The sequence below is a fragment of the Vibrio sp. R15-SG3-ISO1A genome, from assembly GCF_059833955.1.
Genome location: NZ_JCBDGH010000088.1, coordinates 95,112 through 120,235, shown reverse-complemented (window position 1 = coordinate 120,235; position 25,124 = coordinate 95,112). Strand labels below are relative to the sequence as shown.

Here is a 25,124-nt window from a genome sequence, read left to right as displayed (position 1 = left end):
TTGTGAAAATTGATTGGTTACGCTTAGAAAACTTCAAAAACCTAACAAACTTTGAGGTCGACTTCTCTCTTGAGAGTGAACGGCAAGTTGTTATTGGTCGAAATGGTGTCGGAAAATCCAATATATTGGAGTCTATCGCGTGGATTTTCAGAGATTTAGACCTTGGTGAAGAGTCTGAATTTGAGTATGCGATTAAATATCGTTGTCGAGGTCACTATGTGAAAGTTGTCTCGAAAGGCGAGTCAGCTAGAAAGCCAAAGCGAAAGGGTAGTAGAAGAGAAAATGTTCAGAGATTTAAACGCTCTTACTGGGTTATTGAAAACGCCGCAGATATTGAAGATAAAAGTAGTGAAGAAGTCGAAGAGTTATTTGTAGAAATCAAAGAGACAGAATTTAATCGACGTAATCAAGCTATTAAAAATGAAAAGGGAGTTTATTTTTTTCCTGATACGCGAGTATTGCCGGACTATGTATTTGGTTATTACTCAGGTATATCTGCTCGTTTTAATGAAGCTTTTGAAGATCATGAGCGTAACTACTATCAAGATCAGAAAAATGGTGAAGAGATGTCTCTTCGCACCATGTTTTTAGCTAAGCCTCACCATAGCCAATTTTCATTGCTCTCTTTTTTCGCCAAGAATGATGAAAGTACTGCAAAATTTTTATCAGATGAGTTTGATATTGAGAGCTTGTCTTCTGTTCTATTTACACTTCAAGAACCATATTGGAGTAGTTCAGCGAAGAAGAATACATTAGCAAAGCAGAAAAAAGATAGACGTTTTTGGGGAGCTGGAGGAAACGTTGAGCCATTCTTAGACAAGTTATTTGAGCTTGCCTATGCACCGATGTCCGGTTCAGAAAGAAAAGAGATATCAATAAACCGCTCGACAAATTTAGAGACGAGGTATTGCTTCTTAAACTCTCAAAACTGTATCGAGAAACTAGCTGAAGGACTTGAACCAAAAGAGTTTTTCACTCGTTTAGAAAGTGCAATTTTTAGCGACGTTTTGAGTCTAGACGGCAGTGGATTGAAGATTAGAGTCAAGCTAAGAGGCGTTAAGGACGCAATTACCTTCAGCGAGATGAGTGAAGGTGAGCAGCAACTACTAACTATTATTGGGCTGATGCGTTTCACTCAGCAAGATGAAAGCTTGTTTCTATTGGATGAACCAGATACTCACTTAAATCCGGCATGGTGTTTAGATCTATTAAAAAACCTCAAAGATCATGGTGTTGACCCCAAGCGTAGTCAAATTCTTATAACTACTCATAACCCGTTAACGTTTGCTGGGTTGGACAAGCACGAGGTAGTAATTGTCGACAAGAATAGTGATGGCTCCATATATAGTTATCATCCAACGAGCGCCCCGAAGGGGATGGGCTTTCAAGCTATATTAACCAGTGACTTTTTCAAGCTAAGGTCAACTCTAGACCGGGATACGTTAGCGCTACTTGATGAAAAGCGTGAACTAGGTTTGAAAGCGGATAAATCCGATGAAGATAGGAAAAGACTTGCAGAACTGAACGTACAGCTTGGTAGGCTTGATTTTTCGCATGCTGCGCGTGATCCGCTTTATATCGAGTACATTAGGGCGATGACACTGGCGCAAAAAGATCATCCAGAGATTGGGGATGCGGCACCAAACCACAATAACTGGGAGCTTAGAAAGAACATAGCCGAAAAAATTGCATTAAAGCTGTCTGAGAAGGAAAGCGAGTAATGAGGTATATAGATAAGCGGCAGTTACCAAGGCTAATCGATCTGACTGATATTAATAATGCAAAGGCAGAAATATCTGCGCTACCCGATGACCAGCGTAGCAACTTTATTGATTCTAATGGCGGTAGATGGTCTGCTTTGAAAACGCAGCTATGGACTATTGGGAATATGAAGTGTTGGTATTCGGAAGCCGTTATACAGAGGCAAGAAGGCCACGTAGAGCATTATCGCCCAAAAAAGAAACCACATGGCTTGAATGGAGAGCAACATCCAGGGTACTGGTGGAGGGCGTTTGATTGGATGAATTTCCGAATTTCTCATCCCACTTCAAACGTGCGAATAACAGATTACCTAACAGGGAAAGTTGTCGGAAAAGGTGCTTACTTTCCTTTGCGAGAAGGCTGCGTCCGAGCGCAAGATGAAGCAAGTGAGCGAACAGAAGAGCCCGTCCTATTAGATCCAACCGTCAGAGGGGATTGTAGACTCCTTTGTTTTGACTCTAATGATGGTAAACCAATACCAACGTATACAATAGACCAAGATGAGTGGAAAAATAAAAGAGCGGCAGACTCGATAGCTTACTACCATCTTGATGAAGGTACGTGGAACTATTTACGAAAAGATCTCATGGATGATGTCAGTCGATTATGTGAAACACTGATTGATGAAGCTGGTGCAGCTGAACCAGATCAAGCTCGTTGTGATGACTTGATAGATGAACTCGTTGGTTTCATGGATGAACATCAACCTTTTACAGCAGCATGTATTCAAGTAATTAAAGAAAAAGGTTTACTAGAAGTAGTGACCTAGAGATCAATATGAACAATTTAACAACTGGTGATATCGTAAATCGAGTGTGGAACTATGCCCATGTATTGCGTGACGAAGGCGTAGGGTATGGTGATTACGTAGAACAGTTAACTTACCTGATCTTCTTAAAAATGTCTTCTGAGCGAGCAGAAGGTGGTAAAGAGGGGGAAAGCTTAGCTGCTGAGCGCTGGGCCAAACTTATTGAGCTAGATGGCTCAGACCTAGAGATGGAATATCGGCATACATTGGAAAGCCTAGGAAGCCAAAAAGGCACACTTGGCATGATTTTCCGCAAAGCCCAGAATAAAATTCAAGACCCAGCGAAACTTGAGCGCCTGATATCAATGATCAATAAAGAGTCATGGTCATCGTTGAGTATTGATGTCAAAGGCGAGATTTATGAAGGCTTGTTACAAAAAGGTGCTGAAAGCGAGAAGAAAGGTGCAGGTCAATACTTTACTCCGCGCCCAATCATTGAAGCAATCGTCGATGTAATGCAACCGAAGCCAATGCAGAAGATCGCCGATCCTGCCTGTGGTACAGGTGGATTTTTAACAGTCGCGCATGACTATGTTGCTTTTGATATTGATAGAGAAACAGGTGAAAGAACACCAAAAGCACTGACTAAAAAAGAGAACCGTTTCTTAAAAAATGAAGCGATAAGTGGCAACGACATTTCAGATTCGGTGGCTCGTTTATGTGCCATGAACCTGTATCTCCATGGTATTGGAGCTGAAGAGTGCCCGATCTCTACATCAGATGCATTGGCAAAAGAGGTTGGATCTAACAAAGTTGATATGGTTCTAGCTAACCCTCCTTTCGGGAAAAAGAGTTCAGTAACTATCATTAACGACTCAACTGGTAAGTTAGAGAAAGAAAAGCTGACTTATACTCGTGAAGATTTTTGGGCAGAAACCTCGAACAAACAACTTAACTTCGTCCAACATATCGGCAATATGTTAAGAGTCGACGGAAAAGACTCTGGCAAAGCCGCTGTGGTACTGCCAGACAACGTGTTGTTTGAAGGCGGTGCTGGTGAAACTATTCGTAAAGAGCTGCTTACACGTTTTAACCTGCACACTATCCTACGTCTACCAACAGGTATCTTTTACGCTCAAGGTGTTAAGGCAAACGTACTATTCTTCGATGCTAAGCCTGCTTCAAAAGAAGCGTGGACTAAGAGCGTGTGGGTTTATGACTACCGAACTAATGTACATAAAACCTTAAAAACTAATAAGCTCGCTTGGAGCGACTTCAAAGAGTTTATTGAACTTTATAAAGCTGATGACCAAAAAGCACGAGTTGCTACTTGGGCAGAAGTGCAAGAAGAAGATGGTGGTCCAGGTCCAGATGGTCGTTGGCGTGAATACAGTTATGACGAGATCATTGCTAGAGATAAGACGAACCTCGATATCACGTGGTTGAAAGACGAGTCACTGGAAGATACGGAAAACCTTCAGCCACCAGCAGTCATCGCAAGTGAGATTGTTGAGTTGCTTACCGCAGCGCTAGAAGAGTTCAAAAGCGTAGAAGAAGCGCTTGTAGAAGAAGACGAAGATTAGATACAAAGGGGCCTAGGCCCCTTTTTTTATGTTTTATATATTTGGTTGGGAAATATGAAGTTAATTGCGAATGGCTTAAACAAGAATTTTTTTAGAACAATGCTGCCTCCTGCAGGAACGGAGGTTGATGGTGTGGTTGCTGCAATCGCTTATGGTGATGATAGAACAGAGCTGCTTCAGCATTGTATAGACAACCGTTATCGGCTGGATATTTGGATGAGGTATGATCATACGGTTCCCGTATCGCCAGCTTTTTTATCTAAACTTTTAGCCAACACAAAAAACAATATCTTCTGTAAGTTGGTACCAGATTCTCTCCACAGTAAAGTGATTTGGTGGAAGGGTTATGGTGCATATGTTGGTTCGGCAAATCTTACCGATCGAGCGTGGAATTCAAATATAGAAGCCGGAGTTTTCTTTAGCGAAAGTGATCTTGTTGATTCAGGAATGGCTGAGCAGTTATCAGAGTTTTTCGAAAGTTTGGAATCTTTAGACGTTTGTTTTGATTTGAACGAGGCCATCATAAAAGAGCAAAAAGCTCTTCTCGAGCTAAACAAGCAAAGAGTGAAGGAAGATAGAGAAAGAGCGAATAAGCGTAAAATTCCCGTATGGGGTGGTGTTAGCTTTATTGATGATCGTAAAGCGAAGGACAAGAGAAAGGACAACTTTAGGAAAGAGTGGGAGAGTACACTTTCGACAATCAAGAACATAGCTTCTCAGATCAATGATTTCAGACCTAAATGGATAGCGGTTGATACTCCGGTGTATTGGCAAGTTGATCAATTCTTACACGCCTATTACTACAACAAAGTTCGACGTGATAACAATACATATCCATACGAAGACGACTATCAACAGCATTGTAAGAACCCACAAGCAACTTTAATGACTATGCTTCAGTGGTGGCAGGACTTACCTGAGCCCCCGTCAGATGAAGATTACAATATCGAAGTCAATGCGCCACTTATTCGCAATAGCTTGTCTAGGAACCAAATAGGTTCAGTTACAAGAGATGATCTTCAAGGTATTTTGAGGGCAACTCATGCGACGATGGACCACTTAATTAAAATGAGCACAGAGTCTTTGGGAAGGCCAAACCAGAAGTCATTGACCAGAGAAGAGAGGCTTCCGCTGTTTACAGATTGGTTATACAACCAACGAAATGGCAAAGGGCAAACGGTAATAGAGCTATTAGATTTAGTGCTCTACGGGGGTAAACCTGAAAATATGTGGGAGCGCATCTATCAAGCAAGTAAGCATGAAGAATATCGATTCGCACATTATGGTATTAGTTCGATTGCTGAGGTTGTTGGTTGGGCTAGACCTGAAGATACTCCACCAAGAAATGGCCGTACTAACAAGGCTCTTAGAGCCCTTGGGTATCCGGTAAAGGTAAATATCTGATAAAAAAATAATATTCCGTCTAGCTATACCAAAAATGTGAAGGGAAACGCTGTCCTGAAAGTAGTTTTATGACACTGTATGCTCATTTAAATGTATGGTGGTCAACTTATGAAATTAGGCTTTTTCTTTGGAGCGGGTGCTGAAGTAGGTTATGGACTCCCGATTGGTGGAAAGTTTGCGATCGATTTGTTTCGCCAAGATGTGAGTGAGCATAAACAGGCGTTGCGCAATCAATTAAGAAGTCTCAACCAATACGATACGTACGTTACAAGCTGGCTACCAGAAAAATACGCTACACAGAGGATTCATGCCTTTGGAAAAAACGAGTTTACTAGTTTAATTGAATCGTCAATTGAGTACAGGAAGTCAGAAATTGTTCGTAGGCTCAATGATTTTGATGTGGAAGCAGACAAGGCACTGATAGATCTAGGAATAGATAAGAAAGTTGTTGTTGATAAATTTAATACTGAAATGGAGCATGCGTTCGGTGACCAGCTGTTTTCAACTGCTGTTCAGATGAATAGTTTACTTTCTGATGAAGTGAGATTGTTTGGCAGCGAAATGTACTCAGCAATGTTGAGTGTACTACGTGTTAAAGAAAACACTGCTGATCTTCAGAGGTATGCAGGGGCTTTTTTACAACTTTTGGTTGGGGCACACGGACAAGAGCTGGTTCAGAGGCTTAATCAAGAACTGTTTGAAGCTGCTCCTGACGATATCCCTATATTTGATGATGTTTCCGGAATGTTCAAAGTTGAGTTCAATCAAGCAGGATTAAGTGCTTTGGAACTATTAATGGAATCAAAGCGAGAATACGATGTAGAGAATGGGTCGATATCAGACTTGCTCTCTGCTTTGGCGCAACAACTTTTAGAAAATATATTTACCACTGTATTAGACTATCAGTCACTCATTGATAGCCACTTTCGCTATTTATACTCCCCAAAAACAGAATGGGCTAAGTTCTCAAAAATGGTTATTTTTTTGTGGGCTACAAGGAAGTACATTAAAGAGCAGTTAGAGAACATTGGCAGTCTGCCCAACAGCGGTTACTATCATGATCTTCAACGTTGTGAAGCTCTTGGTATCGAAATTTCCGCGATAGGAACAGCTAACTATAATAACCTCATTGAGACAATTGCCGGGCAACTTGATTATCAAATACCAAGTGTTCACCAGTTAAATGGTGGTGTCTGTGATTACTACAATCCATATAAAAACTCGGTTGTATTTTGCCAAGATGATAATGATGTTCCACAAGATCAAATCCATGTACCGTTTATACTGACTCAAAGCGGGCTAAAGCCCTTAACATCTGTCGATATGTCAAGACGTTATGTTAGCTTGTTTGACAGTTACTCCGAGTGTGACGCCATAGTTGTAATTGGGTATGGTTTCAATATTGATGATAGCCATATTAACGGATTGTTCCGTCAACTTATAGAAGATAACGGTAAGTCACTACATTGGGTTTGTTTAGATACTGACGGCACAGCAGAAGAACAGAAGCGAGTATTGGTTCAGAAATTAAGAATTAGTGCGGTTAATCGAAATAAGGTTCATGTTGTTCCTGTATCACCTGTTGAGAGATTAATTGGTGGAGTAAACTGGTTGGATAGTATCAAAACAGTGGTCGAGCAAGGTTAGACTTGTTAGTTGTCGTAACTAATCGCCCGATGAACTAAGTGATAGTTTTACCAATACCTAAAGTAGTACTTTGTACTATCTATGGTAATCAAGTCGATGCGTCTAATAGTAGTGCCAACTGGTTGTGTACTTATGTACCATTGGTTGTACCACTTCCATATCTTCTTTTTATGTTTATTGAAAACAATCAGTGTCTTATATCATGATTTCGACTGCCTCACTCCCGCCACATTCTAAAGGTCTGATTTATCAGGCCTTTTTTCATATCTGAAGATTGAAGACTATTTTAGATAACTACTCTAGAACCAACACATATCATTCAGCCCAAATCTAACTTCTCGTAAAGGTCGAACCATTACAAATCAGGCTTGAGTCCAGTCACATTCACTACAAAAAAGCGCGCAATCCAGCGGCGGTAGTCCGAAAATTTCAAATTAAACATCATGCCAAACGTGACGCAAGTCACCAAACCTAACCCATTTCTAAGACTTTATCGCCATATGCAATTGAGCTGTATATCATGATTTCAGAATGATGATCGGCGCCTATTATGTTCCAGACTACCTCTTTTTATGATGCGCACGCAGATGTGCTAGCGAAGCAATACAACTCAGTGTCGTTTGAGTCTGTTCACCAGTCTTGGCGGGCCTATTGGCCGAGTGCGGGCGCGTCTGTGCTTGATGTGGGGGCCGGTTCTGGGCGAGATGCAAAGTGGTGTAGTGCACAAGGGTGTGAGGTCATTGCTATCGAGCCGAGTGATTTGCTGCGAGATATTGGCAAACACAGCACGGGCCCGAATGTCACTTGGCTGAAGGATTCACTCCCTAGGCTAGAGAACACGCTCACCCTAGGCATGCGCTTTGACCTGATCTTAGTCAGCGCAGTATGGATGCATATACCGAGTAGCAAACGGGAGCGCGCGTTTAGGAAACTCTCATATCTTCTTGCTCCCAATGGCAAGCTTGTGATCAGTTTACGTCATGGTGAGTTCGATGATGGGCGCCACAGCTTTCCCGTTTCGGTGGACGAAATTAAGCGCTACGCAAGCGAACGAGCGCTACAAATGGAGTTGGTCACTGATAGCGATGATTCTCTTCAACGCAGCGGTGTGCATTGGCAAACCGTTGTGCTGTCCCTACCTGATGATCGTTCTGGAAGTCTCAACACCGTTCGCCGTATTGTGATCAATGACAGTAAGTCGGCCACCTACAAATTGGCTTTATTGCGCACACTTTTACGCATTGCTGATGCTCATCCCGGCGCAGTGATGGAGAGAGCCGATGGCAAGATAACGCTACCAGCTGGGTTAGTCGCGCTTTACTGGGTCAAGCAGTTTAAGCGACTCATTGATGTCGATATCCAAGGCATGGGGATTCAACAAAACTCCAATAGCAGTAAAGGCCTGGGTTTTGTAAAAGAAGATGGATGGCACCAACTCAACCATCTAGCGGCGGATGATTTTACCATTGGTGCGCTCTTTATGGGTGATGACGCCAAAGCCATACAAAAGCTCTTCTCACACACACTGGCGACCATCAAATCAGGTCCCGTAACCTTTATTTATCAAGGCAGTAAAGACAATCGCTTGTTTGAGTTATGTTCACCTTCCTCTCGTCGCAAGCGTCAAGACTCAGTGGTATTGGATGGCGCGTTTTTCGCAAGCTACGGTGAGTTTGTGCTTGATGAGAGTTTGTGGGAGTGCTTTCGCTTGTATCACTCATGGATTGAGCCTTTAGTCGTCAACCAATGGGTTAAAGAGATGCAGCGATTCGAGTTAAATCGCCAGCGTGATATAGCGCTACATACCTACCATAATTGTTTGGTCTGGATTGATGCTGCGCATGACACGCGTGATGTACGACAAAGAGTTGAGGAGCTCAAAGGTCAAGGGACGGAGATTGTCAGTGTGTGGAGCGGTAAGCCGCTCGCAGATGCGTATCACGTTGATCATTGCTTGCCTTTTGCGTACTGGCCAAACAATGATAAGTGGAACTTATTGCCGACGACATCAGCGGAAAACCTGAAAAAGAGTGACCGACTGCCAACAGTTAAACGCCTGTATGACTCGAGAGTGCGAATCCTAGATTGGTGGAATGTTGCGTGGGGAAATGATGCACATCGCCAGCGCCGTTTTTTCACTGAAGCCGCATTATCGCTGCCCAATTTACCCGCCGCGTGTACCGACTTTGAGGCGGTATTTGAAGCGATGGGGCTTCAGGTGCGAGGGGTCAAAAGCCGCTTACTTGTCTCTGAGTGGTAACCACCATGACTTACACCGGAATTGATGGCTGCAAAGCAGGCTGGTTGGCTTGGGTAGTGACAGAAAATGCACGGCCTAAAATCGTGATTGAAGAAAGTTTGGACGCGCTGGCGGCGCAGATTGGGGGCACTGGAGTGTGGCTGGTGGATATGCCAATCGGTTTTAGCACCCCAGATCAGCCAGATAGGTTATGTGATAAGGCCGCGAGGGCGTTGCTTAAAGGGCGCCGTGCGTCGGTGTTTTCCGTGCCTTGTCGTGAGGCGGTCTATAGTGAGAGTTACGAGCGCGCCTGCGAGCAAAATGTGGCGCGGTTGGGCAAAAAGTTCTCGAAACAAACCTGGGGCATTGTCCCTAAAATGCGTGAATTGGATGCCTTTGTCCGATCTCGGCGCAGTGCGTCACTGTCTGTACGTGAAGCGCATCCTGAGCTGGCCTTTGCGGGGCTATCTGGTCAACCGATGGCGTGGAATAAAAAGTGTATTGAGGGGCATCAAGAGCGGTTAGCGCTGCTAAATCACATAGCCCCAGATTGGATGGCGGTGCTCAATTCAGCGCTGGCGAGCGTACCGCGTAAAGTGGCGGAGAAAGATGACATTCTCGATGCGTTTGTTCTGATGTGTATTGCGATGCGACCAGAAGAGTGGGTGAGCTTACCAACTCCAGCCAGCGATTTAGAATCTGGCTTGCCGCGTGAGATTGTCTATCTACCGAGCGCCGATGTGAGCTGAGTACCCGTTTCACATCGGCGTCATCTGTTTAACACGTGTTTATTGCGCTTTTTGAGTGTTGGATGGCTTGTTTGGACGGTTACCTGAACGGTTTGGCTTTCTTGCACCATTGCTGCTTTTTCCCGCGGGTTTACCACCACGTTTTTCACCGTTCGCCGATTTTGGTCCGAAGTGACGCTTGTTTTTGCTGGCCGGTTTGTGGCCACGGGCGTTGTCTGCTGAGCGTTGTCCGTCGGTATGTTCCGTTTTCGGTTTCTTCGGCTTTTTTGGTTTCTTTGGCTTAATCGGGCGTGTGTCGAGTTTGGATTCTGGCAGCACGTTGACTGGCGCATAGCCTTCTAAGGCAAGGCGTGGCAACAGCTGTTGAATCAATCGCTCGATGGCAAATAGCTCGCTCGCTTCTGCCGCTTCCACCAAAGAGATCGCACGGCCCACTTCGCCAGCTCGACCTGTACGGCCAATTCGGTGAACATAATCTTCGGCCACGTGCGGCAGTTCAAAGTTAACCACTTGAGGCAGCTGTGGGATGTCGATGCCGCGCGCCGCGATGTCGGTGGCCACTAGGACGCGAACGTCGCCAGATTTAAAATCCGCTAGTGCTTTGGTGCGCGCACTTTGACTTTTATTGCCGTGAATCGGCGCTGCGGTGATCCCTTGATCATTGAGGTAATACGCTAAGCGGTTAGCACCGTGTTTGGTGCGGCAGAACACCAGAACTTGTTTCCAGTCGCCATCTTGAATCAGTTTAACCAACATCGGCGCTTTCTTGCGCTTGTCGGCCGGGTAGATGCACTGCTCGATGGTGGTTGCGGTCGAGTTGGCAGGCGCGACAGACACTTCAACAGGATTGTTCACCAAGCCTTTTGCTAAGTCACGAATCTCTGCTGAGAACGTCGCTGAGAAGAGCAAGTTTTGGCGTTTTTCAGGTAGCAGAGCCAAAATCTTGCGGATATCGCGGATAAAGCCCATATCCAGCATGCGGTCTGCTTCATCGAGAACCAGCACTTCCAGTTGATCAAACTTCACCGCATTCTGTTGGTAAAGATCGAGCAAGCGACCCGGCGTGGCGACCAATACGTCCAATCCTTTGCGCAGCTTCATCATCTGCGGGTTGATCTTGACGCCGCCAAATACCACACCCGAGGTTAGGCGTTGGTAACGGCTGTACTTGAAGACGTTTTCTTGCACTTGCGCCGCCAACTCACGAGTCGGTGTAAGGACGAGCGCACGAATGTGATTGCCTTTGACGCGCGTGCCGTTATCGAGGCGCTCTAGAATTGGCAGTGTAAAGCCTGCGGTTTTACCTGTGCCTGTCTGCGCTGCGGCCATGACATCTTGACCAGCAAGCACCGCTGGAATGGCTTGTTGCTGGATTGGTGATGGCTCACGGTAGCCTTGTTCATCAATGGCTTTAAGCAGCGGAGCAGAAAGACCTAAATCGGTAAAACCCATACGTTGTTCTCTGTTGTGATGTAACCACGCCCCAGCGTGTATGCGGGGGGCGAAAAAGTGGGCCATTCTGCGCCCTTTGTCTCTGAACATCAATAAAATTATTGAGACAAAGGGCACAAAGACCGGGCGTCAAGGAGGGCAGTGCAAGACGGCGGATGCGGCCGTGGCTGATTTGAGCGTGACTTATTTTAGCGTGATCGCGTCTTTGTTTTGTTGCGTGAGCAAGTGCATGACAAGCGCGAAGAGCAAGCCGGTCCCCACGCCAAAGAGATGTGCATCAATGGCGACAGGTGCTTCAATCAGAGCGCTGGTGGATTCTGGCGCGCCCATGCTTTGCTCCCAAGCAATTTTTGCCAGCAAGCCAAGCACAAGTAGCCCGCTACTTTTTCGCCTTGGTAAATGGCTCTTGCTTGGTAAGTATTCACGTAAGGCGAAGTAGCCAAATAGCCCATGTAAAACGCCAGAGAGGCCAACATAGCCTTGCATCGTCGTCGTCAAGTTAAGTAAACCGACGCCAAGGCTACAGAGAAACAGGGCTAAAATAAGATCAAAGGGGCGAGGGCGGAATAGATAGCAAATCACCCATAGACCCGCGAGGTTCATCACAAGGTGGGCAAGGTTGGTATGGGTAAAGTTTCCTGTTACGATCCGCCACCACTGACCTTGTTGGATATCGATCTGGTGCCAAGCGCTCCAAGTCGCGGCGGGTTCAGTTTGTAACACGGCACACACAAGGCTAATGAGCCCCAATAGGATAATTAAGCGGAAATGACGTTTCGGTACTGTACTCAATGTGGGAAATCACTCAAAGCGTGTCTATGCCAATGGATAGTGCCGCTATCCTCTCATGTGGAACTCATCATACTCCAACATAAAGCGGAAACCCACCGACCAATGGGCACCGCGCGCATCTTGACGCTCTCGCTCTCCAATAGTCGCTGTTACGTCGGGGAAGATTTCAGTGAGCATGAGGCGCTCAACGCCCTGCTTAGTGAACCCAACGTCGAGCATTGGGTGCTGTTTCCCGGTGAAGGTGCGCAGAGCTATGAGCAAGTGAGAACGCGCCTCCAGCAAGCTGAGCCCAAGGTGCGTCTGCGCGTGATTCTATTGGATGGCACGTGGAAGAAAGCCTACAAAATGTGGCAACTCTCAACCAACTTACACGCTTTGCCTAAAGTGGCGCTCCCTACAGATCTGGTGGGCAACTACCGCATTCGTAAATCGCCCAGTGCCAACAGTTTATCGACGGTGGAGGCAGGCTATCACATCTTGCGTCTGCTTGAGCCTCGGCAGGATTTCACCCCACTTATTACCGCGTTTGAGAAGATGATCGATTTCCAGATTGCGCAAATGCCGCCAGGTGTGTTCGAGAAAAACTACCAAAGCTAGGTGTTGCCACGCAGTAAAGGTTGGCAAAGTCTTCTGTCTCGGTATATGCTTAACGCAATCGTTTTCACCGTAAGGCCATCATCGGCGCTACGGTGCTTCGTATAATCCCACTGATACGGTGTGGGAGTCTCTACCTGGAGCCGAAAATTCCAGATTACGAAGAGATAAGTGCAAGTCGCTTTTCTCTTTGTATGTCTGAAATTCGTCAAGGGAAAAGCGTTTGTTGTGAAAGTGTCATTAAGAGGCGACAAACGTGAGTCATACTGCTTTTATTCAAAACCTACCTAAAGTTGAACTCCACCTACACATTGAAGGCACCTTAGAGCCCGAGATGATGTTTGAGCTGGCTAAGCGCAATCAGATAGACCTGCCCTTTGCGACGCCTGAGGCGGTCAAGCAAGCGTACCAGTTTACCAATCTTCAATCGTTTTTAGACATCTACTACCAAGGCGCCAATGTGCTGATTGAAGAGCAAGATTTCTACGATTTGACGTGGGCGTACTTGCTGCGCTGTGAGCAAGATAATGTGATGCACACTGAGATCTTTTTCGACCCGCAAACTCACACCGCGCGGGGTATAGCCTTTTCTACTGTGATCAACGGTATCACGCGTGCTTTGGATGACGGCCAGCAAAAGCTCGGCATTACTAGCCAAGTGATCATGTGCTTTCTTCGTCATTTGGATGAAGAGAGCGCGATGGACACGCTTGAGGAAGCGATGCCGTTTAAAGAGAAGATCGTTGGCGTAGGACTCGATTCCTCAGAACTAGGCCACCCGCCAGAAAAGTTTGAACGCGTGTTTGCCAAGGCGCGTGAGGCGGGCTTTTTGACCGTGGCACACGCGGGCGAAGAGGGGCCTGTGGCTAACATCACCAACAGTTTAGACAAGCTGCATGTGGCGCGAATCGATCATGGAGTGCGTTGCAGTGACGATCCAAGCTTAGTCGCCTCGCTTGCACAATCGCGCGTGCCGTTGACGGTTTGCCCACTATCAAACATCAAGTTAAAGGTCTTTGATGAGATGGCGCAGCACAACATTGTGGACCTATTGCGCCAAGGGCTTTGTGTAACGATCAACTCTGACGATCCCAGTTACTTTGGCGGTTACATGAGCGATAACTTTCTTGCGGTTGCCGCCAGCCACGCACTAAGCCGCGATGAACTGGCCATGTTCACTCGCAATGCGATTGAAGCCAGTTTCATTTCACAGCAAGAAAAAGCGCGCCTGAATGCCCAGCTTAGTGACTATATGGAAGCTGGGCAGCCAGAGCGTAGCTAATCGCGTTAATGTGACGAAAACAGCTGTTGGTGCAGGCGCTGAGCGTGGCCATCGGTCATTGAGGAGATGTAGTCGGCTATCACGCGATAGCCGTCTGCGCTCTGTGTCCACTGTTGGCGCACTTCGATAGGCAGCAATCGCTCTGGATCGGCGCTCAGCGCTTCAAAGATATCCATAATGATCTGCTGGCCTTTATATTCGACCACCTGAACGTGGGGCACTTGAATCACATAGTCGCTGACAAAGCGCTTGAGAATATCCAGTGCTAGCGCCATTTGTGGCTCCAAAAAGGCATTGAAAGCCAATAAGTCACAATCGAATGGCGCATCCACCGGCTTGATAGAAACGCTGGTCAGCAGGGCGTTGACCATACCGCCAATGGCATCTTTGCGCTGAAAGTGCGTGCCGGCAAACAGCATTTCAGTGATGGAGTCGATGTGCTGCTCAAACCAACTCTCACCGCACTCCGACAACTGGCTCGCCGCGCCCTCTATCCATTGATGACGGGTGACCAGACCAAGCACTATGGCATCTTCCAGATCGTGTACGCCGTAGGCAATATCATCTGCCAGTTCCATAATGGAGCAATCGAGCGACTTAAAGCGCGTTTTGTGGTGCCCTTGGCCGCTGGGCGCCTCACGTAGTTCGCTAAAGCGCGTTTTGTCCGCTTGAGAGAGCGGCTGCAGCATCCAATCAAAGGTGACTTGGTCACAATCGTAATACCCTTTCGCAGGCGACCACTCTTTGGCTTTTAATCGCCGTTGATGAGAGACCGGCGGTGGCGTGTCGGCGGAGCAAGTTTGGCTGAGCGGGGCTGGGTATTTCATCAACCCAAGCAGAGTGCGCCGCGCGAGGTTCATACCAAAATGCTCAGTGTAGGGTTCAAGCTGGGTAACAATACGAAAAGTTTGCGCGTTGCCTTCAAAGCCGCCGTGGTCACGCATCATGTAGTTCAGGGCAACCTCGCCCCCGTGCCCATAAGGTGGATGGCCAATATCGTGCGCCAAACATAACGAATCAATCAAACTATCGCTAGGCAGTAGGTCACGAAACTCAGGCTGCTTCTTTTTGATTTGCGCGACAATACCCGTGCCGAGCTGAGCGGCTTCAAGCGAATGGGTGAGACGGGTGCGGTGAAAATCATCAAAGCTGGTGCCATGCACTTGGGTTTTGGCCTGCAAGCGACGAAACGCCGCAGAGTGGAGGATTCTTGCTCGATCGCGCTGGTATGGGCTGCGATGATCGTCACGGCGAATTTTATGTTCATCGTCGTGGCGCATCAGCCACGCCGGGTCCAAGTTGAAATCCATCAGCACATCACCTTTCGAACGTTACGTGTTTAAACCTCGAGTATGCCTAGCTTACGATGGATTGCCAATCTGCTTTATCAAATCCTCAATAGACAGGGGTTTAGCATAGAAATACCCCTGACCTAAATTGCAGTCGTACTCGATCAACTGCTGGCTTTGCTCTTGCGTTTCTATCCCTTCGGCGACCACTTTCATCTTATGCGCTTTGCCGATGGCGATGATCGCTTTGACCAGCGCATCACTCTGTTTGTTGACCAGCATTTTATCAACGAAGCTGCGGTCAATCTTGATCTCGTTAATCGGTAGATTACAGAGGTAGCTCAGAGACGAGAACCCAGTCCCAAAGTCATCCAACGAGACCGCAAACCCGCTCTCTCTGACTTGATTAAGGATTGGGGTGACCATTTCTAAGTCATCAATCAGGACGTTCTCGGTAATTTCAACCGTGATACGGCTGCGGTCGATCGCCTGTTCATCAATAATACGAGTGAGCTGATCGAGGAAGTTTTTCGCCATCAATTGGCTCGGCGAAATGTTAATGGAAAGACCCAGCGCATCCTGCCCATTGGGGAAGTGCGCAATGATGTGCTGGCACGCATGGCGAATGACAAACTCGCCGATTTGATGGATAAGACCGATCTCTTCTGCTTTACGTATCAGCTCAATCGGTGACACATGCCCAAGTTCAGGGTTGTGCCAGCGCAGCAGCGCCTCTACCGATTCAAACTGGCCAGATTGCAGGTTGATCTGCGGTTGGAACACCATATAGAGCTCATTATTCCTGATGGCGTTTCTCAGCTCTTTTTCTAAAGTCAGCTCGTATTGAACACGCTTGTTAATTGACTCATCAAAGAACAATACGCGCCCTTTGCGGCGGGCTTTTGAGGTATAGAGCGCTGTGTCGGCGCGAGTGATAAGCTCTTCCGGATTTAAGCCATCTTGCGGATAGATAGCGACACCGATACTACAACTGGTGGAGATCACTTTGCCATCCACCACCATTTCTTGTTTAAAAATATCGCGGATTTGATGGGCGATCTCTTCGGCATCAAGCACTGAGCCCAGTTGTGGGAAGCAGAACACAAATTCATCGCCGCCAAAGCGTGCCACCAGTGAGTGATCATTGAGCATTTCGGTAAACTGATGGCCGACATAGGTCAGCAGTTTATCACCCACAGAATGACCAAAGGCGTCGTTGACCTTTTTAAAGTCATCAATGTCGACAAACATGATCGCCGTGAGCGGTGTCTCTTGATTGGCATTGCGAATCGCCTCTTGAATAAACTCAATCAAGAAGGTGCGATTGGGCAACTCGGTTAAACTGTCGTGCAGGGCTTGATGTTGCAGCTCACTTTTGGCCTCTTGCAACTGGGTAAAGTCACGAGAAATCTGCTTTTGCATTATGCGATAACGTAGCCCAACACGTTTACCGACCACCCAAGAGAGCAAGCCTAAAATGCCACAGACCAGAATGCTCGCCAGCAAGACCTGATTGAGCTCTCGCTGATTGCTCTGCGTGATCTGTTGCTCCCGATCCATGAGAAAATCTTCGACGGGCTTGAGGTAAACGCCTGTCCCGACAATCCAATCCCAGTCGGGCAGGTAGGTGACATAGCTGAGCTTGTAGGAATCTTCGCTACCGAGCGGGGTTTGGCTTGAGTGGTAACGGACAAAGCCACTGCCTTGGTGGGCGGTATCGACAATGGCTTGAATGTACTGAAAGCCGGTTTTATCGGTAGCGTCTAAGCGTTCAACACCGAGCAGCGCTTTGTTGGGGTGAGAGAGCATCGCCCCTTTGCTGTCCATGATGAAAATGTAGTCGTTGTTGCCGTAGCGATAATCTGAGATGCGTTCAATCAAACGTTGTTTGATATCTTGCTCGACATCCACCACGTACTCACCGGTACCAATAAACCAATCGTAGGGCTCAAACAGCGCCACATAGCCAATTTTGTCGAACTTTTGATCCAAAGCGTTGGGCTTGTTCCAGTGCCAGCGGTGGTAGACACGCTGTTGATTGCTGACCATTCGGGAGAGGTCTCGAGTGAGGTACGAACCATTGACATCTTGAAGATCCCACATGTCCGTTCCTTCTAACTGGGGAAGAATCGGATGCATGACATTGGTACCATCGAGCTGATAGACAAAGAAATACCCGCGCCCTTGATTGAATCGAATGGGTCTGAGCGCTTCGGTGATCGCCTTTTTGATGGTCTCTTCGGGTTGGCCTTCATACTGGCGATATAAGTTTTGTGCAATGGCGAGGGCTTCTTCAACGCGCTGTTTAATGTCTTGGCGAAGCAGATCTTCGGTGCGTTTTTTCTCAAACTCAATCTGATCGACAATATTGGTCACGCGATTTTGGATACTTTTGCGCTGTGTGGTGTAGAAGTTGTCGCGCAGGGAGTTGACGTCTTTTTCGAGCGCAAAGCGATTTTCGTTGACGATTAAGGCCACAATGACAATCGCAAATGTGACCATTAAGGTAAGCGGCACATACTGAATGAACATCAGCAGTTTTTTATCATTAGAGATACCGTCCTGCACTACACACCTCGTCTTAGGGCTTTTTGATTAAGTGTAGACAGAAAGTACTAGCTTGCCAGTTAACTTATCTCATCGAGAGAGAGCTCAAAACTCGGGGCGAAGGTGTTGAGGAAGTACTCCATTTCTGGGGTATGGCGCTCTTTTAGCGTCACATCGAGGCGCTTTTTGGCCAAGGCGTATTCATGGTTGCCCGCACTGAGCTCTTCCAAGCATTTGAGATAGGCACAGATGGTGTCGGCTTGCTTAACGATGGCAGCATCGTCACTGTGCGCTTGATGAGAAACTAAATAAGGCGCAAAGTCTTCTTGGAACTCTTCCGGCAGCATGGAGAGCAACTTCTTCTCGGCCGCCGCTTCGATTTTTTTGTACTCTTTGGCGATCTCAGGGTTGTAGTATTTCACTGGAGTGGGTAAATCGCCCGTCAATACTTCACTGGTGTCGTGATACATGCCGAGCAGCGCGACACGTTCTGCGTTGACTTGGCCGCCAAACTTCTTGTTTTTGATAAGCGCCAGCGCGTGGGCGACAAAGGCGACTTGCAAGCTGTGCTCGGAGATGTTTTCAGTCGACACCGAGCGCATGAGCGGCCAGCGCTGAATGAGTTTCATACGGGCCAAATGGGCAAAAAAGTGGCTTTCTTGGGGTTGATTGGATGACATTTCTCTACCTCCTAGAAATGAAAAAAGGACACGAGGTCGTGTCCTTAGCATAAGAAAATTCGGCGGCGATTACTATTGCCGAATCGCTGATTACACCATGTCGCGAGACGCGTTACTGGCTGTAACCGGAAAGGAATTTCTCAAAGCGGCCAATGGCCAGTTCCAAGTCTTCAACATGGGGCAATGTCACGATGCGGAAGTGATCCGGTTTGGGCCAGTTGAAGCCAGTGCCTTGTACCAGTAGCACCTTCTCTTGGATCAGAAAATCCAACACCATTTTTTGGTCATCTTTGATCTTGTACATCTTGGTATCAATTTTAGGGAACAGGTACATCGCCCCCTTGGGTTTGACGCAAGAGACGCCAGGGATTTGGTTGATCAGCTCCCAAGCGCGGTCGCGCTGCTCCAGCAATCGACCACCCGGTAAGATCAACTCATTGATACTTTGGTAGCCACCGAGCGCGGTTTGAATCGCATGCTGCATAGGCACGTTGGCACACAAACGCATCGACGCCAGCATGTCCAAGCCGTTGATGTAGCCTTGTGCCAGGTGTTTTGGCCCGGTCATAAACATCCAGCCGCCGCGGAAACCACACACACGGTAGGCTTTGGAGAGGCCATTGAAGGTCATCACCAGCACATCATCGGTTAAGGTCGCAACGGAGGTGTGCGTCGCGCCATCGTAGAGCACTTTGTCGTAAATCTCATCGGCGAAAATGATCAACTTGTGTTGGCGCGCAATTTCAATCACTTCCAATAGGAAATCACGGCTGTAGACCGCACCGGTTGGGTTGTTTGGGTTGATCAAGACAATCCCGCGGGTTTTGGGCGTGATTTTCTTCTTGATGTCATCCAGATCGGGGTACCAATCGGCTTGCTCATCACACAGATAGTGCACCGCTTTACCACCTGACAGTGCGACTGACGCTGTCCATAGTGGGTAGTCCGGTGCTGGCACTAGCATCTCTTCGCCGTTGTTGAGTAGCGCTTGCATCGCCATCACGATCAACTCCGACACGCCGTTACCGATGTAGACGTCTTCCACATCAAGCGAGCGAATACCTTTACGTTGGTAATGTTGCACGACCGCTTTACGGGCCGAGTAAATGCCTTTGGAATCGCAATAACCTTGTGATGTTGGCAGGTTACGAATCACATCGACCAAAATTTCGTCAGGGGCGTCGAAGCCAAATGGGGCGGGGTTGCCGATATTGAGCTTTAGTATTTTGTGTCCTTCTTCCTCCATGCGTTTAGCATGTTTCAGTACAGGACCCCTAATGTCATAGCAGACATTGTCGAGTTTTGACGACATCCCGATATTTTGCATTGGCAACAACCTAAAAATAATTGAATTTCTTTATTAAAGTAACTCAATTCAAAGTTATTTAGAATAAAAATCTGAATGATTGCGGCTATTTAGTGAGCTTGTAGCACGCGTATTATCACAGGATTTCGCAAAACATTGCTTGCATCCTTGATTTGAGTAGGGTCAATAAATAGAGTAGCGGTATAAAATTGAATAATGATCTCTTTGCATACGAGGCTGATTTGTCCCATTTCCATCAAGCAGTCACTGAACTGATAGAACGCGTCAAGCAAGCAGAAGACGGCACCGCCCGTCTGGTTCAAGCTCTTGAAGACAAACCAGAATGTTCAATGATCGATTGGCTGGATGCTCAGCCGCTTTTCCCTAAATTTTACTGGCAATCCCGCGATACTCGTGAAGAGGTGGTGGCGCTCGGTCAGTGGCATACTTTCGTTGACCCGGCTCCCGCTTACGCAATTTTATCGGCAGATCAGCGCGTGTGGGGAGGGAGAGCGTTTGATGGTGATGATGAAAAAAATCGCCGTTGCATGCCGTCGTTTTTCTTTTTACCTCAAGTGGAGTTGATTCGTCTTGATGATCAATGGTCTTTGGCGGTCAACCTTAACCCAGATAAATCGCGCACCTTGATGGCGCTAACCAAATTGCGTTGCGAGGTGGCCAAGCTCAAGCCTTTAAGTGCTAACGTGCAGAGCATGACCCATAGCCCAGAGCAGCCGCAGTGGCATGATTTGGTCGACAAAGTGTTGCACGGTATCGACAACGATCAGTTTAAAAAAGTGGTGCTCGCAAGGCGCACCGATGTGGCGCTCGACCGCGCGATCAGCGCCGCGCAACTGCTTAAATCCAGCCATGAGCAAAATCACCATAGCTTCCATTTTATGTTAGCGCTAGACAGCAAACACAGCTTTGTAGGATCAACGCCAGAGCGGCTCTATGCCCGCCAAGAGAATGAGCTGCACACCGAAGCCTTAGCTGGCACGATTGGGCGTGGGCAAAGTGCGACGCAAGATATGGCGCTCGCCAATTGGCTGGCTAATGACAGCAAGAATCTCAACGAAAACCAGTACGTGGTGGATGACATAGTGCAAAGCCTTGCGCCGTTTTCTTCCCATGTTGAGGTGGAGCAAGAGGCGCGTTTGGTTCGGCTGAGAAAAGTGCAGCACCTTAAACGCACCATTCACGCCACGCTACACTCTGGTATTAACGGTGTGCAGTTGCTTGGCGCTTTGCAGCCAACGGCGGCGGTCGCCGGTTTGCCGCGTCAGGCGTCGATCGATTTCATACGCCAACACGAGCCGTTTGCGCGCGGTTGGTACGCAGGTTCTATGGGCTTTATTAGCTATCAACGTGCGGAGTTTTGCGTGGCGATCCGTAGCGCGTTGGTCTTGGGGGAGACAGTGCAGCTCTTTGCCGGGGCAGGGATTGTGCCCGGCTCTGTGGCTGAGCATGAGTGGCAGGAGCTGGACAAAAAAATGTCGACGCTACTGTCACTGTTTGGCCATCAATCACCGCCTTTTTGTCAACGCTCATCATTAGGAGTGGCTTCGTAAATGCCCCCACAAACCCATACACAAGCGGTGACAAATCGTCTTTGGTCGCGTGTTTTACTGGAAGAATTATCTCGATTTGGCGTGCGCCACGTCTGTGTCGCGCCTGGCTCGCGTTCAACGCCGTTGACCCTAGAAGCCCATGCCAATGCGCATTTTACCCTGCACACCCATTTTGATGAGCGAGGTTTAGGCTTTCTCGCTTTAGGGCTGGCCAAAGCCAGTCAACAACCGGTCGCTATTGTTGTCACCTCTGGGACGGCGGTGGCCAATCTTGTGCCTGCGGTTGCTGAGGCCAAGTTAACCGGCGAGCCTTTAGTGGTGCTCAGTGCTGATCGTCCCCCGTCGCTGGTGGATTGCGGCGCGAACCAAGCGATCAATCAAATAGGATTGTTCTCAACCCATGTCACTAACAGCTTAAATCTGCCTATCCCTGCGGGTCGAGAGGCGTATCCTTGGCTGCTGACATCGGTTGATAACCTGATGGCCAGCCAGCAGCGCGAGGGCGGTGCGGTGCACATTAACTGCCCGTTTCCTGAGCCTCTCTATCTCAGCGCTGAGGATGAGCCAGTCTTGGCGCAAAGTCTCGATACCTTATGCCCTGAACTGGCTAAGTGGACGCTATCATCCACACCTTATTCGCAAAAAAGTGCTGCTCAGCACAGTGAGCCTTGCCATGTTCCTAATCTGGCGGGCAAGAAAGGCGTGGTGGTGGTGGGGAGTGTGGAATTACAGGAAGCCAAACAAGCCAAACACTTAGCCGACACATTAGGTTGGCCGGTGTTTTGCGATCCGCAGTCAGGCGTCAGTTCGCCTTGGGCACACTACGATTTATGGCTGCAAAATTCGCGTTTTCGCTCTCAGCTTGCATCTTGCGAGTGCGTCCTACAGTTTGGCTCGCGTCTGGTCTCTAAACGTTTGGTGCAGTGGATAGCCGAGTGCGTTACCCACTCTGGCGCTGAGTATCACTATGTGTCACCTCACCCTGCGCGCAATAACCCGAACCATCTGCCACAGCATCATCACGAGATGGATATTGGCCGTTGGATTGAGAATGTCCAAGCGATGATGCCCGCAGCGGTAAGCCGTCAAATCGGATGGGCGGAGCGCTTAATAGAAGCAAGTGAGCAAACACGTCGCCTAGTGCAGCAGTTCAATGTGAATGGCCCGCTCAGCGAAGTGTCCGTGGCCATGTCGTTAGAATCGTTGCCCGATGAGGCATCGCTCTTTATTGGCAACAGTTTGATTGTTCGCTTGGCGGATATGTTTACTGCGTTGACGCCGCGAGAGGTACTGAGTAACCGCGGTGCATCGGGCATTGATGGCTTGATTGCCACTGCAGCAGGTGTTGTTCGTGAGCGTCAAACGCCGACGGTGGTGCTGCTTGGCGATACCTCCGCACTTTATGATTTGAATTCACTTGCCCTGTTCCATCACGAGCCAACGCCGGTGGTGATTGTGATTACCAACAACGATGGCGGCGCGATTTTTGATTTGTTGCCGGTTCCAGATAGGGAAAAGCAAGCTCTGTATCAAATGCCGCACGGTTTTCATTTTGAACACGCCGCGGCTCAGTTTGGCCTTGCGTATCGTCAGCCAAAGACGTTGGCGGACTATCAGCACTGTTTAGCCACGCACCTCAAGCAGGGAAGTGGCGCACTCATTCTTGAAGTTTTCACGCCCGCGGGTGAGGCGTCGAGTCATATTCGTCAATGTGTTAGTCAGATCCATGCTCTCTAGTCAGTTCTTCCCTGCCGATGATGTTCAGAAAAAAGACAGTATTCAGCAAGCCGGTGACGCGCCGCTGTTGGTGTTTCTTCACGGCTTTCTTGGTTCGAGTGACGACTGGCGTGAGGCGCTCAGCTATTTGAGCGAGTTTGATCGACTTTGCCTCGATCTTCCGGGGCACGGTGAGAGTGTCGGTATCCACACCGAGTCATTTTCGACCTGCTGCGCACAGATCACCAAGAGTGTGTTGGCGAGATTGCAGAGTGAGCAAATCTCTTTGGAGCGACCTATAGTGGTAGTGGGTTATTCGCTTGGCGCTCGCCTTGCCATGATGGGCACGGTGAAGCGCGATTTTGCGCCGCTGAACATCCAAGCCTTGCTGCTAGAGGGCGGTAATTTTGGCTTGCAAGACAAAGCACAGCGCCACGAGCGATGGCTCAGTGATGCGCAATGGGCCCGCCGCTTTAGCGAGGAGCCGATTGAGCAGGTATTGAGCGATTGGTATCGCCAGCGCGTATTTAGTTCACTAAAGGATGCGCAAAGACAAACTCTTATCGCCAAGCGCAGTGATAATCTAGGCCCCGCGGTGGCCAAGATGCTATTAGCAACGTCTTTGGCGAAGCAGCCGGACTGCTTAGACGCACTGCGCCAACTCACCCTGCCAATCACCTATGTCTGCGGTGAGCAGGATGAGAAATTTAAACAACTTGCACAGCGCAGCAGGCTCCACCTCTGCTGCGTTGAGAATGCGGGGCACAATGTTCACGTTGAACAGCCCCAACGCTTTGCAGAGCAGGTGCGCGCGCAGTGTATTGCGCTTGCCGCTCGCTCTTAGACATTATGCCCCGCTCGATTGGGCTACAAGACAAAACAGGAATCATCATGGCTAAAACAGTCGGTATCTCAGAAGAAGAACTCTACGCTCCCGTTCATTGGCGTGATTGCAGCGCCGAATATGAAGACATCCACTACCACAAATCGGACGATGGCATTGCCAAAATTACCATCGCGCGACCTCAGGTGCGCAATGCGTTTCGCCCTTTGACGGTCAAAGAGATGATCCATGCGCTCGCGGATGCGCGCTACGATGAGAGTGTTGGGGTGATCATTCTGACTGGGCTAGGCGAAAAAGCGTTCTGTTCAGGTGGCGATCAAAAAATTCGTGGCGACTACGGCGGCTACCAAGATGATTCTGGCACTCACCATCTCAACGTGTTGGACTTTCAGCGCCAGATCCGCACCTGTCCAAAACCTGTGATTGCCTCGGTGGCCGGTTGGGCGGTGGGTGGAGGCCACGTATTGCACATGATGTGTGACCTCACGATTGCCGCAGACAACGCCCAATTTGGTCAAACAGGACCTAAAGTGGGTTCTTTCGATGGCGGTTGGGGCGCCTCTTACATGGCTAGAATTGTTGGGCAAAAGAAAGCGCGTGAAATCTGGTTCTTGTGCCGCTTTTACGATGCCCAAGAAGCGCTCGACATGGGGCTGGTGAATGCCGTTGTGCCACTGGAAGAGTTAGAAAAAGAGACGGTGCGCTGGTGCCGTGAAACCTTGCAACACAGCCCAATGGCGCTGCGCTGTCTGAAAGCGGCGTTAAATGCGGATTGTGATGGTCAGGCGGGTCTTCAAGAGTTGGCAGGCAACGCAACCATGATGTTCTACATGACCGAAGAAGGCCAAGAGGGTCGCAACGCTTTCAATGAGAAGCGTCGCCCTGACTTCAATAAATTCCCACGCAATCCGTAAAGGAGT

Annotated in this window: 19 protein-coding genes and 1 riboswitch; of the genes, 13 read left to right on the top strand and 6 right to left on the bottom strand. The window is 48.2% G+C overall.

The features are described 5' to 3' along the window. The first annotated feature begins 2 nt into the window (after window positions 1-2). The 7 genes from AC6R0L_RS15820 (at window position 3) to AC6R0L_RS15790 (ending at window position 10,131) form a co-directional block, all read left to right on the top strand. Window positions 3-1,721: an AAA family ATPase gene (locus AC6R0L_RS15820; RefSeq protein WP_165386657.1), complete on the top strand. Its 1,719-nt coding sequence runs from the start codon at window positions 3-5 to the stop codon at window positions 1,719-1,721. Further along, window positions 1,721-2,530: a hypothetical protein gene (locus AC6R0L_RS15815; RefSeq protein WP_130341551.1), complete on the top strand. Its 810-nt coding sequence runs from the start codon at window positions 1,721-1,723 to the stop codon at window positions 2,528-2,530. The genes AC6R0L_RS15820 and AC6R0L_RS15815 overlap by 1 nt, the downstream gene beginning before the upstream one ends. Window positions 2,531-2,538: 8 nt before the next feature. Next, window positions 2,539-4,092: a class I SAM-dependent DNA methyltransferase gene (locus AC6R0L_RS15810; protein WP_500629725.1), complete on the top strand. Its 1,554-nt coding sequence runs from the start codon at window positions 2,539-2,541 to the stop codon at window positions 4,090-4,092. A 54-nt stretch (window positions 4,093-4,146) separates the two neighbouring features. Further along, entirely contained in the window at window positions 4,147-5,496 is a 1,350-nt protein-coding gene (locus AC6R0L_RS15805) for a phospholipase D family protein (RefSeq protein ID WP_500629724.1), read from the top strand. Window positions 5,497-5,604: 108 nt separating this feature from the next. Beyond that, the gene (locus AC6R0L_RS15800) at window positions 5,605-7,143 is read left to right on the top strand and encodes a hypothetical protein (protein WP_500629723.1); all 1,539 of its coding nucleotides are present in this window, start codon (window positions 5,605-5,607) and stop codon (window positions 7,141-7,143) included. A 550-nt stretch (window positions 7,144-7,693) separates the two neighbouring features. Further along, window positions 7,694-9,403 carry a class I SAM-dependent methyltransferase gene (locus tag AC6R0L_RS15795; RefSeq protein ID WP_500629722.1) on the top strand — a complete coding sequence of 570 codons (1,710 nt, stop codon included), beginning with the start codon at window positions 7,694-7,696 and terminating at the stop codon, window positions 9,401-9,403. 5 nt (window positions 9,404-9,408) lie between these two features. After that, window positions 9,409-10,131, top strand: a complete 723-nt coding sequence (locus AC6R0L_RS15790; RefSeq protein WP_500629721.1) for a DUF429 domain-containing protein — start codon at window positions 9,409-9,411, stop codon at window positions 10,129-10,131. Between the two features lie 39 nt (window positions 10,132-10,170). Here AC6R0L_RS15790 and AC6R0L_RS15785 read toward each other — a convergent pair whose 3' ends face one another. After that, on the bottom strand, window positions 10,171-11,583 hold the full coding sequence (locus AC6R0L_RS15785; protein ID WP_500629720.1) for a DEAD/DEAH box helicase: 1,413 nt from the start codon (window positions 11,581-11,583) through the stop codon (window positions 10,171-10,173). 183 nt (window positions 11,584-11,766) lie between these two features. After that, window positions 11,767-12,375 carry a rhombosortase gene (rrtA, locus tag AC6R0L_RS15780; protein ID WP_500629719.1) on the bottom strand — a complete coding sequence of 203 codons (609 nt, stop codon included), beginning with the start codon at window positions 12,373-12,375 and terminating at the stop codon, window positions 11,767-11,769. On the opposite strand from rrtA, the gene AC6R0L_RS15775 reads away from it, so the two are divergent. Both AC6R0L_RS15775 and AC6R0L_RS15770 read left to right on the top strand, forming a co-directional pair. After that, entirely contained in the window at window positions 12,352-12,972 is a 621-nt protein-coding gene (locus tag AC6R0L_RS15775) for a tRNA-uridine aminocarboxypropyltransferase (RefSeq protein ID WP_500629718.1), read from the top strand. The genes rrtA and AC6R0L_RS15775 overlap by 24 nt on opposite strands. A 77-nt stretch (window positions 12,973-13,049) precedes the next feature. Continuing rightward, window positions 13,050-13,149: riboswitch (purine riboswitch) on the top strand. 76 nt (window positions 13,150-13,225) lie between these two features. Beyond that, entirely contained in the window at window positions 13,226-14,251 is a 1,026-nt protein-coding gene (locus AC6R0L_RS15770) for an adenosine deaminase (RefSeq protein ID WP_500629717.1), read from the top strand. Between the two features lie 5 nt (window positions 14,252-14,256). On the opposite strand, the gene AC6R0L_RS15765 is transcribed toward AC6R0L_RS15770, so the two are convergent. The 4 genes from AC6R0L_RS15765 to AC6R0L_RS15750 form a co-directional block, all read right to left on the bottom strand. Next, window positions 14,257-15,561 (bottom strand): anti-phage deoxyguanosine triphosphatase, encoded by a 1,305-nt coding sequence (locus tag AC6R0L_RS15765; RefSeq protein WP_500625864.1) that lies wholly within the window; start codon window positions 15,559-15,561, stop codon window positions 14,257-14,259. A gap of 51 nt (window positions 15,562-15,612) precedes the next feature. Then, the gene (locus AC6R0L_RS15760; protein WP_500629716.1) at window positions 15,613-18,108 is read right to left on the bottom strand and encodes a bifunctional diguanylate cyclase/phosphodiesterase; all 2,496 of its coding nucleotides are present in this window, start codon (window positions 18,106-18,108) and stop codon (window positions 15,613-15,615) included. A gap of 59 nt (window positions 18,109-18,167) precedes the next feature. After that, window positions 18,168-18,767 (bottom strand): 5'-deoxynucleotidase, encoded by a 600-nt coding sequence (yfbR, locus tag AC6R0L_RS15755; protein WP_334550923.1) that lies wholly within the window; start codon window positions 18,765-18,767, stop codon window positions 18,168-18,170. 112 nt (window positions 18,768-18,879) lie between these two features. Next, a complete protein-coding gene (locus tag AC6R0L_RS15750) occupies window positions 18,880-20,094 on the bottom strand; it encodes a pyridoxal phosphate-dependent aminotransferase (RefSeq protein ID WP_334550921.1) in 1,215 nt (404 codons plus the stop codon). 221 nt (window positions 20,095-20,315) lie between these two features. Here AC6R0L_RS15750 and AC6R0L_RS15745 point away from each other — a divergent pair, with 221 nt between their 5' ends. From AC6R0L_RS15745 to menB, 4 genes are read left to right on the top strand one after another with little or no spacing between them, the layout of a single operon-like run. Next, complete coding sequence (locus AC6R0L_RS15745) at window positions 20,316-21,644, top strand: isochorismate synthase (protein WP_500629715.1); 1,329 nt, start codon at window positions 20,316-20,318, stop codon at window positions 21,642-21,644. Further along, window positions 21,645-23,381 (top strand): 2-succinyl-5-enolpyruvyl-6-hydroxy-3-cyclohexene-1-carboxylic-acid synthase, encoded by a 1,737-nt coding sequence (gene menD / locus AC6R0L_RS15740; RefSeq protein WP_500629714.1) that lies wholly within the window; start codon window positions 21,645-21,647, stop codon window positions 23,379-23,381. Continuing rightward, window positions 23,371-24,204 (top strand): 2-succinyl-6-hydroxy-2,4-cyclohexadiene-1-carboxylate synthase, encoded by an 834-nt coding sequence (gene menH, locus AC6R0L_RS15735; RefSeq protein ID WP_500629713.1) that lies wholly within the window; start codon window positions 23,371-23,373, stop codon window positions 24,202-24,204. The genes menD and menH overlap by 11 nt, the downstream gene beginning before the upstream one ends. Before the next feature lie 47 nt (window positions 24,205-24,251). Beyond that, window positions 24,252-25,118, top strand: a complete 867-nt coding sequence (gene menB / locus AC6R0L_RS15730) for a 1,4-dihydroxy-2-naphthoyl-CoA synthase (RefSeq protein WP_500629712.1) — start codon at window positions 24,252-24,254, stop codon at window positions 25,116-25,118. The last annotated feature ends 6 nt before the right edge of the window (window positions 25,119-25,124 follow it).